Source organism: Actinomycetota bacterium (assembly GCA_036280995.1).
In the GTDB taxonomy this organism is placed as follows: Bacteria; Actinomycetota; CALGFH01; order CALGFH01; family CALGFH01; genus CALGFH01.
Genome location: DASUPQ010000620.1, coordinates 1 through 21,440 on the forward strand (window position 1 = coordinate 1; position 21,440 = coordinate 21,440).

The 21,440-nt window shown below is 72.9% G+C and carries 18 protein-coding genes; 5 read left to right on the plus strand and 13 right to left on the minus strand.

What is annotated here, in order from left to right; all coding sequences use genetic code 11:
• Positions 1-2,210: 2,210 nt before the first annotated feature.
• Positions 2,211-3,236, plus strand: a complete 1,026-nt coding sequence (locus VF468_20920; protein HEX5880754.1) for an AAA family ATPase — start codon at positions 2,211-2,213, stop codon at positions 3,234-3,236.
• Positions 3,236-4,267: a ParB/RepB/Spo0J family partition protein gene (locus tag VF468_20925; protein ID HEX5880755.1), complete on the plus strand. Its 1,032-nt coding sequence runs from the start codon at positions 3,236-3,238 to the stop codon at positions 4,265-4,267. Before VF468_20920 ends, VF468_20925 begins: the two co-directional genes overlap by 1 nt.
• A gap of 203 nt (positions 4,268-4,470) precedes the next feature.
• Here the strand turns inward: VF468_20925 and VF468_20930 are convergent, their stop codons facing one another.
• Positions 4,471-5,418, minus strand: a complete 948-nt coding sequence (locus VF468_20930) for a D-alanine--D-alanine ligase (GenBank protein HEX5880756.1) — start codon at positions 5,416-5,418, stop codon at positions 4,471-4,473.
• The gene (locus VF468_20935) at positions 5,415-6,707 is read right to left on the minus strand and encodes a PLP-dependent aminotransferase family protein (GenBank protein ID HEX5880757.1); all 1,293 of its coding nucleotides are present in this window, start codon (positions 6,705-6,707) and stop codon (positions 5,415-5,417) included. Before VF468_20935 ends, VF468_20930 begins: the two co-directional genes overlap by 4 nt.
• Before the next feature lie 215 nt (positions 6,708-6,922).
• Between VF468_20935 and VF468_20940 the strand changes: the two genes are divergently transcribed.
• Positions 6,923-7,555: a GNAT family N-acetyltransferase gene (locus VF468_20940; GenBank protein ID HEX5880758.1), complete on the plus strand. Its 633-nt coding sequence runs from the start codon at positions 6,923-6,925 to the stop codon at positions 7,553-7,555.
• 66 nt (positions 7,556-7,621) lie between these two features.
• Here VF468_20940 and trxA read toward each other — a convergent pair whose 3' ends face one another.
• Positions 7,622-7,948, minus strand: a complete 327-nt coding sequence (gene trxA, locus VF468_20945) for a thioredoxin (protein ID HEX5880759.1) — start codon at positions 7,946-7,948, stop codon at positions 7,622-7,624.
• A 134-nt stretch (positions 7,949-8,082) separates the two neighbouring features.
• On the minus strand, positions 8,083-9,054 hold the full coding sequence (gene trxB, locus VF468_20950) for a thioredoxin-disulfide reductase (GenBank protein ID HEX5880760.1): 972 nt from the start codon (positions 9,052-9,054) through the stop codon (positions 8,083-8,085).
• Positions 9,055-9,257: 203 nt separating this feature from the next.
• Between trxB and VF468_20955 the strand changes: the two genes are divergently transcribed.
• A complete protein-coding gene (locus VF468_20955) occupies positions 9,258-9,749 on the plus strand; it encodes a hypothetical protein (GenBank protein ID HEX5880761.1) in 492 nt (163 codons plus the stop codon).
• A gap of 319 nt (positions 9,750-10,068) precedes the next feature.
• Here the strand turns inward: VF468_20955 and VF468_20960 are convergent, their stop codons facing one another.
• The 8 genes from VF468_20960 to VF468_20995 all read right to left on the minus strand — a co-directional run bounded on the left by VF468_20960 (position 10,069) and on the right by VF468_20995 (position 18,678).
• A complete protein-coding gene (locus tag VF468_20960) occupies positions 10,069-10,959 on the minus strand; it encodes a zf-HC2 domain-containing protein (GenBank protein HEX5880762.1) in 891 nt (296 codons plus the stop codon).
• A 57-nt stretch (positions 10,960-11,016) separates the two neighbouring features.
• On the minus strand, positions 11,017-11,745 hold the full coding sequence (locus VF468_20965; GenBank protein HEX5880763.1) for a sigma-70 family RNA polymerase sigma factor: 729 nt from the start codon (positions 11,743-11,745) through the stop codon (positions 11,017-11,019).
• Positions 11,742-13,241, minus strand: coding sequence for a protein kinase (locus tag VF468_20970; GenBank protein ID HEX5880764.1), 1,500 nt, complete (start codon positions 13,239-13,241; stop codon positions 11,742-11,744). The genes VF468_20965 and VF468_20970 overlap by 4 nt, the downstream gene beginning before the upstream one ends.
• Before the next feature lie 413 nt (positions 13,242-13,654).
• Complete coding sequence (gene murJ, locus VF468_20975; protein ID HEX5880765.1) at positions 13,655-15,379, minus strand: murein biosynthesis integral membrane protein MurJ; 1,725 nt, start codon at positions 15,377-15,379, stop codon at positions 13,655-13,657.
• Positions 15,376-17,454 (minus strand): DUF6049 family protein, encoded by a 2,079-nt coding sequence (locus VF468_20980; protein ID HEX5880766.1) that lies wholly within the window; start codon positions 17,452-17,454, stop codon positions 15,376-15,378. Before VF468_20980 ends, murJ begins: the two co-directional genes overlap by 4 nt.
• Positions 17,451-17,903: an NUDIX hydrolase gene (locus VF468_20985; protein ID HEX5880767.1), complete on the minus strand. Its 453-nt coding sequence runs from the start codon at positions 17,901-17,903 to the stop codon at positions 17,451-17,453. The genes VF468_20980 and VF468_20985 overlap by 4 nt, the downstream gene beginning before the upstream one ends.
• A 2-nt stretch (positions 17,904-17,905) precedes the next feature.
• Positions 17,906-18,376, minus strand: a complete 471-nt coding sequence (locus VF468_20990; GenBank protein ID HEX5880768.1) for a YbaK/EbsC family protein — start codon at positions 18,374-18,376, stop codon at positions 17,906-17,908.
• A 110-nt stretch (positions 18,377-18,486) separates the two neighbouring features.
• Positions 18,487-18,678 (minus strand): hypothetical protein, encoded by a 192-nt coding sequence (locus tag VF468_20995; protein HEX5880769.1) that lies wholly within the window; start codon positions 18,676-18,678, stop codon positions 18,487-18,489.
• A 91-nt stretch (positions 18,679-18,769) separates the two neighbouring features.
• Here VF468_20995 and VF468_21000 point away from each other — a divergent pair, with 91 nt between their 5' ends.
• Positions 18,770-20,218 (plus strand): CCA tRNA nucleotidyltransferase, encoded by a 1,449-nt coding sequence (locus VF468_21000; protein ID HEX5880770.1) that lies wholly within the window; start codon positions 18,770-18,772, stop codon positions 20,216-20,218.
• Here the strand turns inward: VF468_21000 and VF468_21005 are convergent.
• Positions 20,215-21,440: alpha-amylase family glycosyl hydrolase (locus tag VF468_21005; protein HEX5880771.1), on the minus strand; the 1,226-nt coding region annotated here is incomplete at its 5' end. The genes VF468_21000 and VF468_21005 overlap by 4 nt on opposite strands.

A 21,440-nucleotide genomic window follows, 5' to 3' on the forward strand; every position in this document is an offset into this window, starting at 1 on the left:
GGTGGCACAGTGACATGACCCCCGACCAGGCGCCTGCCTCCGGGTCGCCAACGACACCCACGACTCCTCAGCAGAGCGCGAGCGATGCGGAACGAACTGCCACGCAGCTCGACACGGCCGCAGCAGCGGAACAGGGTGGCACGCAGCTCAGCGCGGCTGCAGCAGGGAACCCAGGTGGCGCGGACCTCGGAACGGCCGCAGCGACGGCGACCTCGGCGGCTGGGCTCGCGCCGAGCGATCCATCCGGCAAGGATCGCTCGGCCGTGGCCGGACCGTTCGCACCCGCTGACCCATCGGCCGTCGACCTACCGAATCCCACCGACCCGCCAGCGACTGGCGCCACCGGCGCCCGTCCGGGCGATCCGGACGGTCAGGCTGGCCCTACCCTCGACACCGAAGCGGGCAGCGCGACGAACCCTGAGAGCGTGGAAGCCTGGTCTGGTACGGGATCCCGGGGGTCGGATGCTGATCGGGCCGACCCGGGTCCCGGGGCGGGGATGGCGGGCGAAGGCTCGGTCGTGGGTGCCCCGCAGGGTCCTGGCGCGGGAGTCGGATGGTTCTCCCCGGAGGTCGGCAGTGGCCAGTACCCGGGGCCGCTGTCGGGGCGACCGAGCGCCGAACGACCAGGGGACGGGCCGATCTCGCCCCCGGCCGCGCAGACGGGACCAGGGTCGGACGTCCTGGGCGACGCCGGACCAGCTGCCGCCGCAACGAACGACCCGGGCGCTGGTGCCGGTTCCTCCGGCGATCAGGCTGCCGGTCTCGGCGCGGCCCCCGGCAGCGCCATGCCCACCGATCCCGGAGGAGTGCCGAGCGGCATGGCTTCTGCTGGCACGGGGCTACCGCCGGTGCCGCGAGACCTCAGACGTCCCGAGCTGACCGAGTCGGGAATGGTCGATGCCGACCCGGATCCAGAGATCGGCTCGCCTCCGCACGCCGTGGGGTGGGCCGAGCAACCGGTAGCGCGGCAAGGGCCAGAGGGAGATCCTGGCGGTCCTTCGGATGTATCTCAAGAAGCTGGCGGCCAGGACTCGACGAACGGAGTGGGCGGCGCGACAGGGGTCGGCGACGCCGAGACCGGTGCCTCAGGTGGACCAGCTGCCCCCGCCGCGACCGCCGTTACCGCTGGGGCAGGGGCGGCCGTTGGGGCGAATGAGATCGCCGCGGTAGAGGTCACCGAAGTCGGTCCTGGTAGTGAGCCTGCGAGCGAACCCGCGACCGACGCGGCATCAGCGTTCGGAACGGCCACGGAACCGGAAGGCGTGTCACCGGCCGCCGGGTCTCCCACGGCCGGTGGTCGAGCCGATGGCTCCGACACTCCCGATGCCCGGGACCGAACCGACCGCGAAGAGCTCGAGGGGCACGCGAGCGACCCTCTGAGAGGGGACGCTCCGAGAGGCGACGTCCTAGGGGGCAGGGGTAGCACCGCTGCCAGGGGGGCGACCGGATCGGCTGATGCGGGCGAGGTCTCCCCAGCTTCGGCACCCGACGAGGCTCCATGGAACGAGCCGGCGCTCCCGATGGCGTGGCCGCCAGGGATGACGCCTCCAGACCGTGGAGAGCGCAGGGGATCGCCCCACGAGGATGCTGATGATGGCGATCTCGTCCCGGAGCCGGATCCGACTTGGCCGAAGCTCTTTGGGCAGAGCTCGGAGTCTCGAGCGGCTGCGGGACCTGCCGAGGCTCCAGGCGGCGTGCACGCGACCGCATCCGTGGACCAGGTCGGTGGCGAGCGAGGAACCGACCAGCCGTCGAACCTCCCAGCCATCCAGCAAGACGAAATGGGCCATGCCGCTCAGGCCGACGACCTCTCGTCGGAGCAGCGGCAGGAGGTAGGGGACCCAGCAGGATCTCCAGATGCCCTTGGGTTGAGCACGGCGCCGCCAAGTGGACAGCCCGCCGACGAGGTGACGCCGTCCGACCAGCAACCAGCGGTCGTCGACATCACCTCCCAAGCGCCGAGTGGGGGGCCTGGGTCCGGTGAGTCGCCGGAACCGGGCCACATGCGGAGCGAAGGCTCGGAACCTCAGCCTGGGCTCAGGAAGGACACTGGGAACGAACGTGGCACCGATACGACCGGCCACGCCAACCTATCGACCGTTGTGCAACAGGCCAAGGCCGAGGAGGGGGAACTGGATTTGCGGGAGATGCCCGCGAGTCCCCGAAGTATCGATGTTTCACGTGAAACATCTGCAGGCGGTGGTGGAGGGATGGATGCAGGATCCGAGAACGACGGCCTCGAGGACGAGGCGGCCGTAGCGGTCCGGGAAGCGGTATCGCGAGCGGCCGCGGAGGCCGGAGTCGATGTTTCACGTGAAACAGAGCCAGCTGCGAGCGACTTCACGATCGATGAGCTGGGCGAGGGACCGAGCATCGACCGGGAGTCGGCGGCCAGGAACGCCAGGGTCACCTTCCGCATCGATCGCGACGCGCTGAACGGGGATCGCCGTGTCATGGCGGTCGCCAACCAGAAGGGCGGCGTGGGCAAGTCGACGACGGCAGTGAACATCGGTGCCTATCTTGCCCTGGCCGGAGCACGCGTCCTGGTGATCGACCTCGACCCGCAAGGCAACGCCTCCACCGGGCTTGGTCTCGATCATCGTGAGATTGAGCCGTCTATCTACGACGTGCTGACCGGTGAGGCATCCCCGGTCGCCGCGATTCGACCGACAGGCGTCGCCAACCTCCACGTCCTGCCCAGCACGATCGACCTGGCCGGAGCAGAGGTCGAGCTGGTGAGCGCCATGTCGCGGGAGACGCGGCTACGCCGGGCGCTCGAGTCGATCGACCATCAGTACGACTCCATCCTCATCGACTGCCCACCATCACTCGGACTACTCACGGTGAACGCCCTTGCCGCCGCCGATGAGCTCCTCATTCCGATCCAGTGCGAGTACTACGCCCTCGAGGGACTTGGGCAGCTGCTCCGCAACGTGGAGCTGGTCCGGGCGAACCTGAATCCGGACCTCCGGATCGGCGGGATCGTGCTCACCATGTATGACGGCCGGACGCGCTTGGCCCTCCAGGTCGTCGAGGAGGTTCGCAAGCACTTCACCGACATCGTCTACCAGACCGTCGTGCCCAGAAGCGTCCGGCTCTCGGAAGCGCCCGGGTATGGCCTTCCGATCGCCCTCTACGATCCCCTCTCCCGCGGTGGCATCGCCTACCGCGACCTCACCTTTGAACTCGCGGAGCGAAGTGGCTTGCTCGCGCCGACCGGAGAAGGAGCAAGTTGATGCGACGCCGTGGTGGCCTTGGCCGTGGACTCGAAGCCCTGATCCCGAGCACCCCGCAAGACGAGCGCGAGCCGGCGGCGCAGGCAGCCGACCAGGCACAGGCGGTTGCGGCGCCCGCCGGGGAATCCTCGGGGCCGACGTTCGAGCAGCTCCCACTGGACCGCATCGACCCGAACCCTCGTCAGCCCCGCGAGGCGTTCGACGAGGAGTCGCTGCACGATCTCACGACGAGCATCGAGGCCGTTGGTGTGCTCCAGCCGATCGTGGTGCGGCCCCATGGGGAGCGCTACCAGATCGTGATGGGGGAACGCCGGGTTCGCGCCGCCCGATCGGCCGGGTTGGAACGCATCCCGGCGATCGTTCGTACCACCGAGGACGATCAGCTGCTTCGCGATGCGCTCCTTGAGAACGTCCACCGTGAGGACCTGAATCCGCTCGAGGAGGCGGCCGCCTACGAGCAGCTCCTGCTCGACTTCGGCATCACCCAGGAGGAGCTGGCGGCGCGGCTGGGGCGCAGCCGGCCTGTGATCGCGAACGCCATGCGGCTCCTGCGCCTGCCAGGAAGTGTGCAGCGCCGAATCGCGGCCAGGACGCTGTCGGCTGGCCATGCTCGTGCCGTCGCTTCCCTGGAGGATCCCGTTCAGCAGGAACGGCTCGCCGATCGGATCGTTGCCGAAGGCCTGACCGTCCGGATGGCCGAGGAGCTGGCGCAGCGGATCAAGAACGGGGAGCCGCTCCTCGGGCCCGATGAGCGGGCTCGGGTTCGCGTCCGTCCGGCCATGCAGGCGCCGGGCATGGCGGACCTGGCGGAGCGGCTCTCTGATCGCCTTGAGACCCGCGTCCGCGTCCAGCTCGGCAAGCGCAAGGGCAAGGTGTTGATCGAGTTCGCCACCTTGGACGACCTGCAGCGCATCTGCGACGCGATCGGGCTGGAACAGCGCTCCGTCGAGCTGCCCGAGGCGACGGGGCCGGTCGGCGACGATCCTCAGGTCGTTCGGGACGACCGGACGACGACTCCCGCATCGGTCTAGCTCCCAAGGGCTGGCACCCGCCGGGCGGCGCGGGGGCTCAGCGGGGTCGGGCAGGCGATCGCACCGGCGGCGAGCGACCACCTGGACGAGGGCGAGTGATGGCGCTGGAGTTGTTCGGCTCCTAGCCCCTGCCGGGTGCCTGCCGCTGGTCCGCCCGACCCAACGGACTCCCCAGCCAGCGGCTCGCTGGGTGGGGAGCAACCTCAGCGGGGGCGGCGGGCGGTGGCGCGGTCGGTGAGGTGGGCGGCGAGGTCGGCGAAGGTGAGGCCGGCGGCGTCGGCGGCCATGGGGACCAGGCTGGTGGTGGTGAGGCCGGGGCCGGTGTTGACCTCGAGGATGCGGCAGGTGCCTTCGGGGTCGAGGATGGCGTCGACCCGGGAGATGTCGCGGCAGCCGAGGGCGAGGTGGGCGGCGTGGGCGGCCCGGAGGCACTGCTCGGTGGTGGCGGGGTCGAGGCCGGCGGGGACCCGGAACTCGGCGGCGCCGTGGGTGTAGCGGGCGGAGAAGTCGTACCAGCCCTCCTTGGGCCGGATCTCGACCGCGGGCAGGGTGGCGAGGCCGTCGACGACCGAGAGCGCCAGCTCGGTGCCGAGCACCCGCTGCTCCAGGAGGACGGTGTCGTCGTAGCCGAAGGCGGCCATGAGCGCGGCCGGGAGCTGGTCGGGGCGCTCGACCAGGCGGACGCCAAGGGCCGAGCCGCCGCGGTTGGGCTTGACCACGATCGGGAGGCCGAGCTCGTCCATGGCCCGGTCGAGCAGGCTGCCGACCCCCAGCTCCCGCAAGGCACCCTCGGTCAGGGGGATGGCCGCCGGGACCGAGAGGCCGGCTCGGCGGAGGACGGACTTGGCGGCCAGCTTGTCGAAGGCGAGCCGGCTGGCGGCGAAGCTCGACCCGGTGTAGGGAATCCCGAGAAGCTCCAGAATCGACGCGACCGTTCCGTCCTCCCCGAACCGGCCGTGCAGGGCGAGAAAGGCGACATCGAACGCGTCGTTGGCGAGCTTCTCCACCAGCTCGTGGTCTGCGTCCAGCTCCCCGACCCGGTAGCCGCGCTCGCGCAGGGCGTCGGCGACCCGCTGGCCCGAGCGGAGCGAGACCTCGCGCTCGAACGACAGGCCGCCCGCGACGACCGCGACCGAGCAGTCGAAGGTCATTGCACGCCACCCCAGCCGGCCGGGCGACCCTGGTCGGTCTCCGCGTCGCCGAGCGGGAGCCCACCGAGCGCCCGCACCAGGTCGAGCTCCTCGTCGATCACGCCGGCCAGGCGGCGGACGCCCTCGCGGATGCGATCCGGCGGGGGGAAGCAGTAGGACAGCCGCAGGCACGAGGCACCCTGACCGTCCGCGTAGAACGCCCCGCCGGGCACGTAGGCCACCCGGGCGGTGATCGCCTTGGCCAGCATGGCCCGGGCATCCAGGTGATCGGGCAGGCGGACCCAAACGTAGAAGCCGCCTGCGGGCCTGGTCCAGGTCACGCCGGCGGGGACGTCCTCGGCGAGGACCTCCAGCATCACGTCGCGTCGCTCGCGGTAGACCTCCCGAAGCCCCTTGAGCGTCTCCCGCCAGGGGTAGTTCGCGAACCACCGGTAGGCCACCGCCTGGGTGAAGCTGGACGAGCAGAGGTCGGCCGCCTCCTTGACCAGGACCAGCCGCTCCCGCAGGGCCGGCGGCACCAGCGCCCAGCCGATGCGCAGCCCGGGGCAGAACACCTTGGAGAGGCTGCCGAGGTAGACGACATTCTCCGGGTCGAGCGACCGCAGCGCGTCCGGAGGGTCGCTCTCGAACCCCAGCATCCCGTACGGATTGTCCTCCAGGACCAGGAGGTCGTGACGCCGGGCGAGCTCCAGGACCCGCTCCCGGCGGCCAGCCGCCATCGTCACCCCGGCCGGGTTGTGGAAGTTGGGAACGGTGTAGAGGAGCTTCACGCGACGACCATCACGCTCAAGGCGTTCGAGGGTTACTGCGAGTGCGTCGGGATCGAGGCCATCGTCGTCCAGCGGTACGTGGCACACGTCGACCTGGTACTGCGAGAAGGCGGAGAGGGCGCCGACGTAGGAGGGCCCCTCGGCCACGATCACGTCGCCGGGGTCGCAGAACATCCGGGAGACGAGGTCGAGCGCCTGCTGGGAGCCCTCGGTGACGACCACGTCGCCGCCAGACCCGTGGATGCCCTCGTGCCGCATCAGCTCGGTGAGGACCTCGCGCAACCGCGGGTCCCCCTGACCGCCGGCGTACTGGAGCGCGGCCGGGCCCTCGTCCGCCAGCACGTCGGCGACCACGTCCCCGACGGCGTCGAAGGGCAGCGCCGCCGTGAAGGGCATGCCGCCGGCCAGGCTGACGATCTCGGGGCGGGACGCGACGGCGAACAGGGCCCGGATCTCGGAGGCGGTCATCGAGCGGGTGCCGCGGGCGTAGCGGTCAAGGAAGGGGTCATCGGCGCGCATGAGGTTGAAGGATAGCGGCATCTGGCAACCCCCCTCGGGCGGCTGCTAGCATCGAGCCGCTATCCGGCCTGCGAAAACGTTCCTGTGCTACGAGTTGCCCTGCCACTGCTCCGCCGCGTTGGGGGGAGTTTCTTCGTGGGCCTGTTCCTCGGCCTGATCTGGGCCTTGCTGGTCATCCACCGCCGGCCGCCGCGCGCCTCAGGGGCTGCCTGACCTTGGGCCGCAAGCTGGTCCCACTCGGGCCCGAGACCCTCGACCTGCTGCCGGCGCCGTGCCGCCGCTGCGTCTTCTGGGAGCTGGGGGCCAGGGCGCGGGCGCGCGGGTCGGAGGACGCGGCGCTGCAGAAGGAGGCCTGGCTGTCCTCGGTGGCGCTGGAGTGGGGCCCGGCCGGCCACGTCGTCACGGTGGACGGGAAGGTGGCCGGCTACTCCCTGTACGCCCCGACCCACGTGCTGGACCAGGTCGGGTTCCAGGCCGCGCGGCCGGTGAGCCGCGACGCCGTGCTGCTCGCCACCCTGGCCGTTCTGCCGGAGTTCGAGGGCCAGGGGATCGGCCGGGTCCTGCTCCAGACGATGGCCCGTGACCTGACCAGGCGGAAGGTGCGGGCGGTGGAGGCGTTCGCCGACCGCGCCCCGGCCGGCCGCGACTGCCGTGTGCCGGCCGGGTTCCTGGAGGCCAGCGGGTTCCAGGTCGTCCGCGACCATCCTCGCTACCCGCTCATGCGCATGGACCTGCGGACGGCCCTCACCTGGAAGGACGCCAGGGAGGCGGCCCGGGAGGCCCTCCGGGTCCCGGCTCCCGCCCAACCTGCCCTGCGCCCCGTCCCCTCGTCGCGCCCGCCCGCCTGAGACATGGGCCACGAACGACACGAGCCCGACCCACCTGGGTCGGGCTCGTTGGCTTGAGGAGCTGGGTCAGCTGATGAACTCGGAGAGCTCGCTGACGATGTTGCGCTTCGGCATGGCGCCGATCAGCCGCTTCTTCTCCACGCCGCCGATGAACAGGGCGAGGGTGGGAATGCTCATGACGCCGTAGCGCATGGCCACGTCGGGGTTCTCGTCGACGTTGAGCTTGGCGATGGTCAGCTTGCCCTTGTGCTCGTCGGCGATCTCCTCGAGCACGGGGCTGATCATCTTGCAGGGGCCGCACCACTCGGCCCAGAAGTCGACCAGCACGGGCGTGCTCGACTTGAGCACCTCGCTGTCGAACGTGGCGTCGGTCACGGCTGCGGCTTTGGTCATATCATCGGTGCGGTCGGGGCCTCGGCCCCTTGGCACCTCCACCTCCTCGTACGAATGAATCCCCCCCGGCCACCGGTGCAACGATCACCGGCTCCTACGTATTCCTGCCCACTGATAGCGTCCGGCAACCAGCTTCAGTCCCAGTTGTCGGTGGTGGCCCCGGAGTCGTGGCCGTGGGCCTCCAGCCAGCGCTCGGCGTCGATCGCGGCCGCGCATCCCGTTCCGGCGGCGGTCACCGCCTGGCGGTAGGTGTGGTCGACGACGTCGCCGGCCGCGAACACGCCGTCGACGCTGGTCGCGGTCGAGGGCGGGTCGGGGGTGACGATGTAGCCGGCCTCGTCGAATTCGACCTGGCTCTTGAACAGGTCGGTGTTCGGGGTGTGGCCGATGGCCACGAACACCCCGGCCACCGGCAGCTCCTTCTCGCTGCCGTCCTCGACGTTGCGCAGCCGGACCCCGGTGACCGTCTGCTCGCCGAGCACGTCGACGACGACCGAGTTCCACTCGAAGGCGATCTTGGGGTTGGCGAAGGCCCGGTCCTGCATGACCTTGGAGGCGCGCAGCCGGTCGCGGCGGTGGACCACGGTGACCTTGGTCGCGAACCTGGTCAGGAAGGTCGCCTCCTCGAGCGCGGAGTCGCCGCCGCCCACGACCACCAGCTCGCGGTTGCGGTAGAAGAAGCCGTCGCAGGTGGCGCAGGTCGAGACCCCGCGGCCGAGGTACTGGCTCTCGCCGGGCAGGCCGAGCATCTTGGCCTTGGCGCCGGTGGCGATGATCAGCGCCTTGCCGCTGTACTCCTGGTCCTCGACCCAGGCCCGGAACGGCGGGCCGGCCAGGTCGACCTTGGTGGCGTCAGCCCGGACGAACTCGGCGCCGAAGCGCTCGGCCTGCTCGCGCATCTTGCCCATCAGCTCGGGGCCGAGGATCCCGGTCGGGAACCCCGGGTAGTTCTCGACCTCGGTGGTGAGCATGAGCTGGCCGCCGGCCTCCAGCCCTTCGAGGACGACCGGATGCAGGTTGGCGCGGGCGGTGTAGAGGGCCGCGGTCAGCCCGGCCGGGCCGGAGCCCACGATCAGCACCGGAGCGGTGGTTCGGGTTGTGGCCATCGGGGTGCGCGCGCCTCCTCGGACGTCGGCGGATTCAGGAGCCGTGCTCTGCAACGGATTGTCCCACACGGCTATTCCACGGCCGGGATCGGACCGAGGGCGGGGGCGGCCAGGGCTTCGAGGCGGGCGGGGGCCCCGGGCGGCCGCGGGACCGGGGACGAACGGGGGCCACGTTCGGGGCGTGGTTCTCGTACGCTTAGCCTATGACCGCCGACCAGACGAACCTGGCGCCGACCTGTGTGAACCATCCCAAGGTCGAGACCAGGCTCACCTGCTCGAACTGCGGGGACCCGATCTGCACCCGCTGCATGGTCGCGACCGCGGTCGGGCAGAAGTGCCCGCGCTGCGCCAAGCAGACGGGGCGGGCCAAGGGCAACCCGGAGCCGCAGCTCCTGGCCAGGGGGTTCGGGGCCGGCGTGGCGGTCGCGGCCTTCGGCGGGATCGTGCTGGCGGCGGTGCCGTTCGCCGGGCTCCTGCTCGCCCTCGCCCATGGCTTCGTGGTCGGGGCGGCCGTGCGCTGGGCGGCCCGGCGCCGCACCCACCCCTGGCTCGGGCTGGCCGCGGCGGCCGCGGTCATGGTCGGCCTCGGCGGCCTGGCCCTGCTGCTCGGCGCCAACCCGTTCGCCGGCCGGCTCCTGCTCGCCTACCTGCTCAGCGGCGGGGTTGCGTTCGCCCGGGCCAGCGGCGCCTGGTAGCACGGGCGGGCTCCTCCAGCGACCCGGTTCCGAGGGTCGGGGCGTCCTGCAAGGACCCGGTTCTGGGTTCGGGCGTCCTTCAGCGACCCAGTGCCGGGTCCGGGCCCCCGGTGGGGGAGCGTAGCGGACCACGGGAACGGGTGCGCCGGGTTGTCCACAGCCCTGCGGGAACGGTGCGCCGGGTTGTCCACAGCCCCTCCGGGAACGGGTACGCCGGGTTGTCCACAGCCCCGCGCGAGCATAGTCCGTGGCGCGAACCAGAGCGCCCGCGTGGAGCAGAACCCCCGCCCCGATGCAGGGCCCCAGCGCGAACGAGGTCCTACCGGACCCGTTCGGTGGCCACGGGTGGGGCGGAGCAGTCGTTGCGGGGGAACACCCAGAGGTCGACCCGGCCGGGCGGGCTGGCGCTGGTGGTGACGAGGATGGTGGCCTCGCGGCCCTGGTAGGTGCCCTCGACGAAGAAGGCGGGGGTGAGGGGCCGGGTGGCGGCATCGGCGACTCCGGTGGCGGCGGGGAGGCAGGACGCGAGCAGGGCCGTGTGGGCCTGGGGAGCCAGGGTGCTCGAACGGGCGGCCTCCTGCTGCCCGAACTCCCGCGACAGGCTGCCGCTGGGGGGTGCGGCCTGGTCGGCGGGGGGGCCGCCGCCGGCGGCGTCGAGGGCTGTCTTGGCGCGGCGGTCGGCGGTGAGCGTGGCCTGGACCTTCGCCGCCGTGACCCCGCCCGGGATCCGGATGACGGGGAGCGGGGCGGCCCCGCCGCCGCCCTCCGTGGCGGCCTCCTGGGAGGCCGTGCCGGCGGCGTCACGGTCGGCGGAGGTCATCGTGCCGGACTGGTCGAGGACTGGGACGACCAGGGCGGCGAGGAGCAGGGCGGCGGCCGCCCCCCAGGCGACGGGCCGGCGGTACCAGGGGGTCGGGCGGAGGACCTCCGGGGAGGCCTCCGGACGCCGGGACGCGGGAAGGTCGGCGGCGGCCTGGGCCGCCTCGGCCTCGACGGCCGCGGCCACGCGGTCGTGCAGGCCGGCCGGGAGGATCGGCTCCTCGAGCAGGGCCAGGCCGCTCCTGGCCCGCGCGACCGACGCGACCACCTCGGCGCAGGACGGGCAGCCGGCCAGGTGGGCCTCGACCTCGAGCCGCCGGCGGCGTTCGCCGTCGCCGGCCTGGAAGGCGGCGAGCTGCTCGCGGTCGGGGTGGTCGGGACGGTCGGGCACGGTGGGCTACCCCTGCTGCTCGGGGTTGGGGCGGCTGGGACGGTCGGGCACGGTCGGCTACCCCTGCCGCTCGTGGTCGTGGGAGTCGGGCAGGCGGGGCTGGCCCTGCCGCTGGTGGTCGTGGAGGTTGGGCACGCTGGAGCTGCTCCTGGTCGGGTCGGGCCCTGTAGGTTCGGACGCTGGCGGGGCGGTCCCGGTTCCCTGGGGGCCGGGTACGGGGAGTGGTGGGTGGCCAGGATCGGTGTCCGGTGGGGCGCCGAGGCATTCGGCGAGGGCGAGGCGGCCGCGGAACACGCGGCTCTTCACGGTGCCTACCGGGACCTCGAGGATCTGGGCGGCGTCGGAGTAGGGAACCCGGTACAGGTCGCAGAGGACGACCGCGACCCGGAACTCCTCGGGGACCTGGGTGAGGGCGGTCTGGACGGCCACGGCGGAGGCGACCACCTCGCCGAGCTCGCTCCCCGGGGCGACGGCCAGGCCCGCGGCCTCCGGGTCGAGGGTGGCCAGCCGGGCCCGGCCCCGGCGGCGGGCCTGGTCAGTGGCGGCGTTCACGGCGATCCGGTAGAGCCAGGTCGAGAAGGCGGCCGCCTTGCGGAAGCTGGCCGCCTTGCGCAGGGCGGCCAGGAAGGCCTCCTGGGTGGCGTCCTCGGCGTCCTCGCGGTTGCCGAGGATCCGCAGGCAGAGCCCGTAGATGCGCCGCTCGTGGCGCGCGACCAGCGCGCCGAAGGCCCGGGGGTCGCCTCGCAGGTGGGCGGCGAGCAGGGCCTCATCGCTCGGGTCGGTCACGATCTCAGGATGGCTTCAGCGATCCCGATGCGGTACCCGGACCCATCCGGCGGCAGCTTGGTGAACCAGACGAGGTAGTGCCGGTGCGGCTCGCCGGAGAGCTTCACCGTGAGCTGGTCGGCCGCGTCCTTGCGGCTGCTGACAGGCCGCCAGCCGCCGCCGTCGATGGCGCCGGGGAGGACGTCGTCGGCGGTGGAGTAGACGGTGAAGTCGGAGCCGGCCGCGGTCAGGTCAAGCTGGAGCTGGCGGGCCTTCCTGGGCGTGTCCAGGCTGAGCACGAACCCCACCCCGGCCTTGAGGTCGCCCAGGGCGGCGGACTTGTAGCGGTCGGTCTCCCAGGTGGTGGCCGGGTTCCGGTCGATCGCGTTGCGTACCTCGTTGTCGTGCTCGCCGCCGTCGCCCAGGGGGTCGTAGGCGGCCGGGGTCACGCCCCGGATGGGGGTGGTCGCGGCGGTGGTCGTCTGGCTCCCGCGCGGTCTCGCGGGCGGATCCTCGCCGAACAGGCCGCTGAGGTCGTCCTTGGCCAGGGTGAGGCCGACCGCGACCAGGACGGCGGCCAGGGCGACCAGGGCGAGGACCCAGCCGAGGAGCCGGCCCTCGTGGCGCAGGAAGCCGCGGGCGGGGGTGACCTCGGGGCCGGTCGGGGCCTGGGGGACCGGGAGGAAGTCGCTCGGCGGGACGCTGTCGGCGCCCGCGGCCGACCGGGACAGGGCCGCGGCCATCGCCTGGACGGTCTGGAAGCGGTCGGCGGGGTCGGGGGCCATCGCCTGGCGGACGATCGTGTCCAGGTCGCGCGAGACGCCGGCCCGCAGGGCCCGGGGCGGGATCGTGGTGGAGGGGTCGGCACCGGGAGGCCGGCCGGTCAGCATCTCGTAGAGGCAGGCCCCGAGCCCGAACACGTCGGCCCGGCCGTCGGCGTCGTCGCCGCTCACCACCTCGGGGGCCAGGTAGCCGTCGGCCCCGAGGACCTCCCCGGTGCGGCCGGGGTCCTCCTCGGTCGCTGCCCGCGCGATCGAGAAGTCGGCCACCTTCACGGTGCCGTCGTCGGCGAGCAGGATGTTGCCCGGCTTGAGGCTGCCGTGGCAGACCCCGGCCTGATGGGCGTAGTCGAGGGCGGCCGCGACCTCCATCGACAGCCTGGCCGCCCGCGACGGCGGCAGCGGGCCGTGGCGGCCGAGCGCATCGCGCAGGGTCGGCCCGTTGACCAGCTCCATCACGATGTAGGCGACGTCGCCCTGCTCGCCGGTGTCGTAGAGGGCGACGATGTTGGGGTGGGTCAGGCGGGCGGCGTTCACCGCCTCCTCGTGGAAGCGGGCCCGGAAGCTGGGGTCGGCGGCCAGCTCGGGGTGGAGCACCTTGACGACCACGTCCCGTCCGAGGACACGGTCGTGCCCGCGCCAGACGCTTGTCATGCCGCCCGCTGCGACCTGCTCGCTGAGCTCGTACCGCTCGGCGAGCAGTCGGGGCAGACCGGAGCCGACCTGCGACATGCTCATATTACGAAGAGCGGGGCGTTGGACCCCGGGGATCGCGACCCCCGAAGTCTAACAAGAAGGATCCTTTCCGACCGCTCGGAACGGTCACCCGGTCGGCCGGACGGCGCCGATGTACATGCCGACATGGTGGATGGGGCGGGGCCGGACGCGCCCCCAGCCGGCCTGGCGGCGAGCGCCTCGACCTCCCGGCGCAGGCGATCGACCCGGTCGAGGGCGGCACGGTCGGCCCCCCGACCACCTGCTCCTGGTACTTGGTGGTCACCAGCGCCTGGTGGACGCTGTCGGCGGCGAGGAGCTGGCCGGGGGTCGAGGCGGCGGGCGGGGACCCTCACGGCGTGTCCGCCGCAGACAGATGGCGGCGCCATTCCGTTGCGGCCCCGCCCGAGGTCGTCCGGGACTGCCGGGAAGATTCGTCAGGAAGCGTTGGACCGTGTCCCCCGGACCCCCCGGGCCCTCCGGCCCCGGCGGCGGACGATGTCGAGCAGGAGGCTGATCTCCTCGACCCGGAGCAGGCGGGCCGCCAGCAGGTAGATCCCGGCGCCGATGGCCACCCCGGCGCCCACGGTGGCCAGGTCGCGCAGGAACCCGGGGTCGATGAGGGCCCCCACGGCCCGCCCGACCAGGACGGTCGCCCCGAACATGATCAGCCCGGCGACGAGCATGCGGCCGACGGCGGCGAGGATGCTCCGTCCCCCGAGCCCGCCGATCCGCCGGGACAGCGACCACAGCAGCAGCGCCGACCCGACGAGGTAGTGGATGGCGTGCCCGAGGGCCAGCCCGGGAATCTTCCAGCGCTCGGGCAGCACGTTGAACAGGACCAGGTTGACGACGGCGTTGGTGCTGACGGCCACCAGGTTGACCAGGAAGGTGGTGCGGGTGTCCTGGAGCGCGTAGAACGCCCGCAGGACCAGCTGGAAGGTGGAGAACGGCACCAGCCCGAGCACGAACACCATCAGGACCGGGATCAGCAGCGAGGTGCTCTCCTCCGTCACGACGCCGTGCTCCAGCAGCAGCCGCACGATCGGCCCGGCCAGGGCCAGGTAGCCGAGGGCCGCCGGCAGCAGGACGGCCGCGGTCAGCCGGATGCCCCGGGCCAGGGTGGCCCGGAACGAGTCCCAGTCCCGGGCCACGGCCTGCTCGCTCAGGGGCGGCAGCAGGGCGGTCATGACCGAGACGGCGAACACGCCGTGGGGGAGCTGGAAGAAGATGAAGGCGGTCGAGTAGGCGGTGTAGCCGCCCTGGACGCCGTAGGCCAGGATCGGGACCAGCAGGTAGCCGAGCTGGTTGGTGACCACGTAGCCGACGGTGAAGGCGGACAGGGTGGCCATCTTGCGGATGGCCCGGTCGCGCCAGTTCCAGACGAAGTGGAAGCGGAAGCCGATCCGGCGCAGGAACGGCCACTGGACCAGGGTCATGGCCGCCACCCCGGCGGTGGTGCCGAGGCCGAGCAGCAGCTTCTGGCCGGTCGTGACCTCGCCCACCTGGGGCACCTGCTGGCCGACGAGGGCGTGGAAGGTGAGGCCGACGGCGATCACGACCAGGTTGTTCAGGATCGGGGCGAACATCGGCACCCCGAAGCGGCGGTGGGCGTTGAGCAGGCCGGTCATCACGGCCCCGACTCCGTAGAAGACGATCTGGGGCATGAACATGGCCAGCAGCTGGCCGCCGACCTCGATCGCCTGGGCCCGCTCGGCCGGGCTGCCGGAGTGGACGTACAGCCGGATGATCCAGGGGGCGGCCACCATGGTGACCGCGGCCAGCAGCCCGAGGCCGGCGATGGCGATGGTCATGGTGGCGCGGGCCACATGCCAGGCCTGCCGCTGGCCGCGGGTGTTGCGGACCTCCACGAACACGGGCACGAAGATGGAGGAGAGGATCCCGCCGAGGACCAGCTCGTAGATGATGTTCGGGGTGGTGTTGGCGACGTTGTAGACGTCGGCCAGGCGGCTCTCGCCGACGCCAAGGGTCGCGACCAGCACCGTGACCCGCAGCAGGCCGGTGATCCTCGACAGCAGCGTGCCCGTCGCCATCAGGGCGGTCGAGCGGACCAGGCTGGGCTCGGGCTGGCGGGTCCCGCCGGAGGTCCCGCCAGGGGAGGTCCCGCCGGGGGTGTCCGCGCTCGTCTGCTCGGTACTCAACTGCCGTTCCCGGCCCGGCGGCGGCGACCGACGCCCCACCACACCAGCAGCAGCCCGGCCGCGCCGCCGGTCAGGGCGAGGGCGACCCGGTTGAGGGCGGTGGACGTCAGCCGGACCTCGCCACCGGCGATCTCGACCTCGCCGTCGGGGGTGAGCACGTCGACCTGGATCGGGAAGGTCCCGGTGGCCCGGGTGCCGACCTCGAGGAGCTGGGTGGTGCGGCGCCTCGGCTCGAGCACGAACGGCTCGCTGGCCGCCGGCAGGTCGACCTTGGGCGAGGTCAGGCGGAGCACGACCGTGACCCGCTCGGCGGAGTTGTTGGTCACCGTGATCGGGATCTTGCCCCGCCTGGCGGTCAGGGTCACCGGGGTGGTGCCGACCTCGATCCGGCGGTAGACGCTCCTGATGTTCAGCCGGACGACGCCGACGAAGCCGCGGCCCCGCGTCCGGGGGGCCCCGGCCGGGCGCCAGTCGCTCGACTCGGCCACCAGCAGGTCCCGGTCGAAGCTGTCGGCGCCGGGCCGCTCGTCGTTGCCGACGGCCCGCCGGAAGCTGTCCAGCTCGGAGCGGGTCTGGGCGACCCGGTTGAGGTAGCTGGGGGGCAGGCCGAGCTGCCGGTCGTCGTGGGTCACGGTGGCCAGCCGGCGCTCGCCCTCGCCTGGTCCCTGGGAGACGTCGCCGGCCAGGGTGGCGGCCGGCTGGAGCCGCAGCCAGGGCGCCGCCCCCAGCCTCTGGACCAGGGCCCGGAAGAACGTGCCGCTGGGCCGCCAGTCCTGCGGCGGGGCCAGCAGGATGCCCCGCGGGTCGCTCGAGTTGGGACGCTCCAGCCAGGTCACCGCCGTCTCGGCCAGGACGCGCTGGGCCCACTCGACCGGGGCGCTGCCCGCCCGCGGGTCGGCCAGCGCCGCCGACAGCACGGCGTCGCCGACCAGGGCCCGTTGCCCGCCCGGCCCGGCGCCCAGGTCGACGGTGGCGTTCGGCGTGACCGCGGTCGGGGGCGCCGGCAGATGCCGCGGGTCGAGCACGACCACGTCGCTGCCGGTCTGCTCGATGGTCCGGAGCAGGGCGCCGTCGACCGCGCCGTCGACCGGCCAGGCCAGCGACTCCTCCGGGGCCGTCCCCAGGCCGTTCTCGACCTCGCTCCGGCCGACCCCGACGGCGACCTTGGCCCGGTCGCCGCCCCCGGCCGCGACCAGGGCCGGGAGGTCGGCGTTGCCGTAGGCGAAGGCCGCCGGCGGTTGGTTCCTGGCCGCCTGGTTCCTGGCCGCCGCCTTGAGCCGCTGAAGGAACCGGTCGGCGTGCCCGGAGCGCGGGTCGCCCGCCGGCACGGGCGTCCGCTGCCCCTCCTGGCGCAGGCGCCAGCCGCCGACCATGGCGGTCGCGTCCTCGACCAGCATGGCGTCCACCACCATGGTCACCGGCGGGGCGTCCGGCCGGGACAGCTCCTTCGCGACCGCCCCGAGCGACCCGCCGGGGGCGAGCAGGTCGGCCAGCTTGTCGTCGATGAAGTCGCCGGCCGGGTTGCGGTGGGTGGGCTCGCGCACGGGCACCAGCAGGGCGGCCCGGAGGGGCTTTGTGGCCGGGACCGGCAGGTCGACCACGAAGGTGGTCAGCCCGGCCGTGACGCCCCCGGCCCCGACCCGGATGGTCAGCGGGAGGACGACCCCGGCCTGCTGGTCGCCGACCCCCGGGGGCAGGGGGACCTGGCGCGCCTCGAGCTGCAGGCTGGCGCCGGGGGCGACCTCGGCGGCGGGCTGGAACTGGTCGAGCTGCTGGCCGTTCAGGGACCCGGCGGGGGCGGCCAGCAGGTTGGCCAGGTCCGAGCGGGTGTCCACCGGCAGGCCGAGCAGGGCCTGGACCGACTGGACGCGGACGGGCGCCTGGCCCCGGTTGCGGACCGCGACCCGGTAGCTGAGCGGGTCCTCGGGGCTCACGGCCGGCGAGATCTGGGTCAGCACCACCTCGAAGGCAGGGGCCGCGTCCTGGGCCGGGGCGGCCGCGGCCAGGGTGGCCACCAGGGTGGTCGCGACCGCCAGCGCGGCCAGCGCGCGGGTGACGGTCCGCGTGCCCGTCACGACCCGCCCGCGCCCTGCCCGGCGAGCACCGCCGGAATCAGGTCGAGCAGCCGGCGCTCGTTGGCGAAGGACATCTGCCTCCTGGCCTGCTCGGGCTCGAACCAGGCGGCGTCCTCCATCTCGTGGTCGTGGTCGGCGAAGTCCCCGCCAACGGCGCGCATGAGGAAGTAGTGGACGAACTTGTGGTACCGGGTCCGCTCGGGCGCCCACACGAACCAGTAGTCGATGGTGTCGAGGGGGCCGACCAGCTCCGGGACCAGCCCGGTCTCCTCCCGGACCTCGCGCAGGGCGGTCGCCTCGACCGACTCGCCCTCCTCCTGGGCGCCCTTGGGCAGGGTCCACTGGAGGGTGCCCCGGACCGAGCGGTGCGCGACCAGCGCCACCGGCGCGCCGGGGCGGAGCTCGGCCAGCACCACCCCGCCGGCCGAGACGGCACGGGCGGTCCGCACGGTCAGTCCGCCTGCCTGGTGATCCGGGCGACCACGGCGCTGGTCGCCTTGACCAGGTCGGCGCCCCGCACCTTGAGGATCACCCCGGGCTCGCCGGCGGCCGCGTAGACGACGTCCTGGCTGGCCACCCGCTCGTCGACCACCAGGGTGGCCGGGCACTCCAGGGCGACCGGCGGGACGAACGGCAGCAGGTACCCGGTCAGGCCGGGGGCCCGGTCGGGCGGGACGGGGTCGAGCTCGCGGCCGAGCAGCTCGGCCACGCTGGAGGTGTCGACCTCGGCGTCGGCCGGGGCGAGCACGACCACGCACCCGTCCTCGTCGGCCAGCAGCGTGGGCCGGCCGACGGCCTGGGGCGGCAGGCCGAGGACGCCCGGCGCGGACGACAGGTCGCGGAGCGGTCCCGGGAGCTGGGAGAGCTCGTGCACGACGTCGTCCGCGAGCAGGTGGTTGTGGACGTCGATGCTGGATCGCACGGGGTCTCCAGAAATGCGAGCGCGGCGGCCGAGCGGACCCGAGTATAGCGGGAGGCCGGAGCTTCAGCCCCGGCCTCGGTCGACACCCCCAACGACGTGAGGGCTTCCAGTCAGCGCGATCCGCCCTTGCGGCCGATCTTCTGGTAGAACTCGATCCCGTAGCGCTGCTTGGTGGTTTCGCCGCCCTTCTTCCCGCCCATCCGGCCGATCTTCCCGAAGAAGTCGTCGCCGTAGCGTTTCTTGGTGGTCTGGCCGCCCTTACGTCCGGCCTCGGCCCTGCTCATCTTCTTGGTCTCCGGCATCCGACCACCTCCTCCCCAGAGCGGTTGCCCTGGTTGTTGGTGCGTAAACCACTTGAACTGGTCCGCCATGGACGCGCGTATCCTGCGGGACATGCCAGAGCTCTCCCCGGCCCAGCGCGAGGCGCTGGGCGCGCTGCTGAACGCGGCCCCGTTCGCCGGCGTCGTCCGCGACCTCGGGCGGCGCTTCGCCGAGGGCGGGCACGAGCTGTACCTGGTCGGCGGCACGGTCCGCGACGCCCTGCTCGACCGGGCCTCGCCGGACGTCGACCTGACCACCGACGCCACGCCCGACCAGATCCTGGCCGTCGTCAGGGCCCGCAACTGGGGCGACGGGGTGTGGCTGCAGGGGGTGCGCTACGGCACCGTCGGGGTCCGCAAGGGCGACTTCCGGCTGGAGATCACCACCTTCCGCTCCGACACCTACCGCGAGGACTCGCGCAAGCCCGAGGTCACCTTCGGCCGGTCCATCGACGAGGACCTGGCCCGGCGCGACTTCACCGTCAACGCCATGGCCATGAAGCTGCCCGACGGCCCGTTCGTCGACCCCCATGGCGGGCTGGGCGACCTGGCCGCCAAGCGCCTGCGCACCCCGTCCAGCCCGGCGGTGTCGTTCGAGGACGACCCGCTGCGGATGCTGCGGGCGGCCCGTTTCGCCTCCCAGCTCGAGCTCGTCCCCACTCCCGAGACCCTGGCCGCCATCACCGAGCGCCGCGCCCGCCTGCAGATCGTCTCCCGCGAGCGCATCCGCGACGAGCTGAGCAAGCTGCTGCTGGGCCGGGCCCCGGCCAAGGGCCTGTGGCTGGCCGTCAACACCGGCCTGGCCGGCGAGTTCCTGCCCGAGCTGCCCGCCCTGGCCCTGGAGCAGGACCCGGTCCACCGGCACAAGGACGTGCTGCGGCACACCATCGCGGTGGTCGAGCGGGCGACCGCCTTCGACGCCGACGAGCCCGACCTGACCCTGCGCATGGCCGCCCTGCTCCACGACATCGGCAAGCCCAAGACCCGCCGGGTCGGCCCGGAGGGCGTGACCTTCCACCTCCACGAGGTGGTCGGGGCCAAGATGGCCGAGAAGCGGCTGACCGAGCTGCGCTACCCGGCGGAGTTCATCGCCGACGTGCGCGAGCTGGTCCTGCTCCACCTGCGGTTCCACACCTACCGGCTGGGCTGGACCGACTCGGCGGTGCGGCGCTACGTGCGCGACGCCGGGCCGCTGCTGGACCGGCTCAACTTTCTGGTCCGCTCCGACTGCACCACCCGCAACGTGTTCAGGGCGCGGCAGCTGGCCGGCTACTCCGACGAGCTCGAGGAGCGGATCGCCCGCCTCGAGGCCGAGGAGGAGCTGGCCAGCATCCGGCCGCCGCTGGACGGCCGCCAGGTGATGGAGCTGCTCGGCATCCCGCCCGGCCCCCTGGTCGGCAAGGCCCTGTCCAACCTGCTGGAGCTGCGCCTCGACCACGGCCCCATGTCCGAGGAGGAGGCCACCGAGGCCCTCCTGGCCTGGGCCCGCGACCAGGGTCTGGAGCCGCCGCCGGCCGGCTAGAGCCGGACGACCACACCCTCGTCGGGACCCAGGCGCAGGGGCCGCAGGCCGGTCGGCTCGCCGGTGGGGCGGGCCGGGTCGGTGGAGAGCTCCAGGCGGCCCTCCTCGGGGCCGTCGACCTGGTAGTCCTGGGGCTGGCCGGTGAAGTTGAGGGCGACCAGCAGGCGCTCGTCGCCGGCCGTGCGCAGGTAGGCGAAGCAGCCGCCGGGGGCGTCGGCCAGGGAGCGGTAGTCGCCCCCATGGAGGGCGGCCGAGCCCTTGCGGAACCAGATCAGGCGCCGGAACAGGGTCAGCATGGACGCCGGGTCGTCGCGCTGGGCGGCCACGTTGACCGTGGCCGCACTCGGACCGACGGGCAGCCACGGGTCCCCGCCGAAGCCGGCGTCGGGGGAGCCGTCCCACTGGACGGGGGTGCGCTGGGGGTCGCGGCCGTCGACGTCGACCACCCGGTCGGGCGGGACCTCGCCGTCGGCCTGGCCGATCTCGTCGCCCATGTAGACGAACGGGGTGCCGCGCAGGGTGAGCAGGAGCATGGCCGCCACCCGGGCCCGCGCCTGCCCGTTGCCGCCCTCGTCGTAGCGGCTGGCGATCCGGGAGACGTCGTGGTTGCTGAGCATCCAGGCCGGCCAGGCATCGGGCGGCAGCAGCGTGTTGAACTCCTCGACCACCGACCGGAAGGCCTCGGCCTTCCACGGCTGGCTCTGGAACACGAAGTTGTGGACCAGGTGGAACTCGTCCTTGCCGGAGCCGTAGTAGCGGGCCAGGCGCTCCAGGTCGAGCAGGTAGACCTCGCCCACGGCCATGCGGTCGTGGTAGGCGTCCAGGGACCGCCGGAAGCGGCGCAGGATCTCGTGGACCTCGGGCCAGTCCTCGTCCCGGCGGGGGACCGCCTTCAGCTTGGCCCGCCGGCGGTCCCGTGCCTCCTGGCTCTCGCCCAGGTCCTCGTCGTCCAGCTCGACCAGCGGATTGTCGAGCAGCTCGGGGTCGTGGGCCATCTTGTGGGCGACGTCGACCCGGAAGCCGTCGACGCCCCGGTCCAGCCAGAAGCGCATGACCCCGTCGATGGCCTCCCGGACCTCCGGGTTCCACCAGTTCAGGTCGGGCTGCTGGGGCATGAACGAGTGCAGGTACCACTGGCCGGTGCGCTCGTCGAAGGTCCAGGCCTTCCCCGCCCGCGGGAACGAGCTCATCCAGTTGTTGGGCGGCGAGCCGTCCGGCCGGG

What these genes read in the sequence shown, in the direction of transcription:
- VF468_20925 (HEX5880755.1), top strand. Translation starts at nt 3,236, where the DNA reads ATGCGACGCCGTGGTGGCCTTGGCCGTGGACTCGAAGCCCTGATCCCG.
- VF468_20955 (HEX5880761.1), top strand. Translation starts at nt 9,258, where the DNA reads ATGACCGCCGACCAGACGAACCTGGCGCCGACCTGTGTGAACCATCCC.
- trxB (HEX5880760.1), bottom strand. Translation starts at nt 9,054, where the DNA reads ATGGCCACAACCCGAACCACCGCTCCGGTGCTGATCGTGGGCTCCGGC.
- VF468_21000 (HEX5880770.1), top strand. Translation starts at nt 18,770, where the DNA reads ATGCCAGAGCTCTCCCCGGCCCAGCGCGAGGCGCTGGGCGCGCTGCTG.
- VF468_20920 (HEX5880754.1), top strand. Translation starts at nt 2,211, where the DNA reads ATGGATGCAGGATCCGAGAACGACGGCCTCGAGGACGAGGCGGCCGTA.
- VF468_20935 (HEX5880757.1), bottom strand. Translation starts at nt 6,707, where the DNA reads ATGCGCGCCGATGACCCCTTCCTTGACCGCTACGCCCGCGGCACCCGC.
- VF468_20970 (HEX5880764.1), bottom strand. Translation starts at nt 13,241, where the DNA reads ATGAGCATGTCGCAGGTCGGCTCCGGTCTGCCCCGACTGCTCGCCGAG.
- VF468_20995 (HEX5880769.1), bottom strand. Translation starts at nt 18,678, where the DNA reads ATGCCGGAGACCAAGAAGATGAGCAGGGCCGAGGCCGGACGTAAGGGC.
- trxA (HEX5880759.1), bottom strand. Translation starts at nt 7,948, where the DNA reads ATGACCAAAGCCGCAGCCGTGACCGACGCCACGTTCGACAGCGAGGTG.
- VF468_20930 (HEX5880756.1), bottom strand. Translation starts at nt 5,418, where the DNA reads ATGACCTTCGACTGCTCGGTCGCGGTCGTCGCGGGCGGCCTGTCGTTC.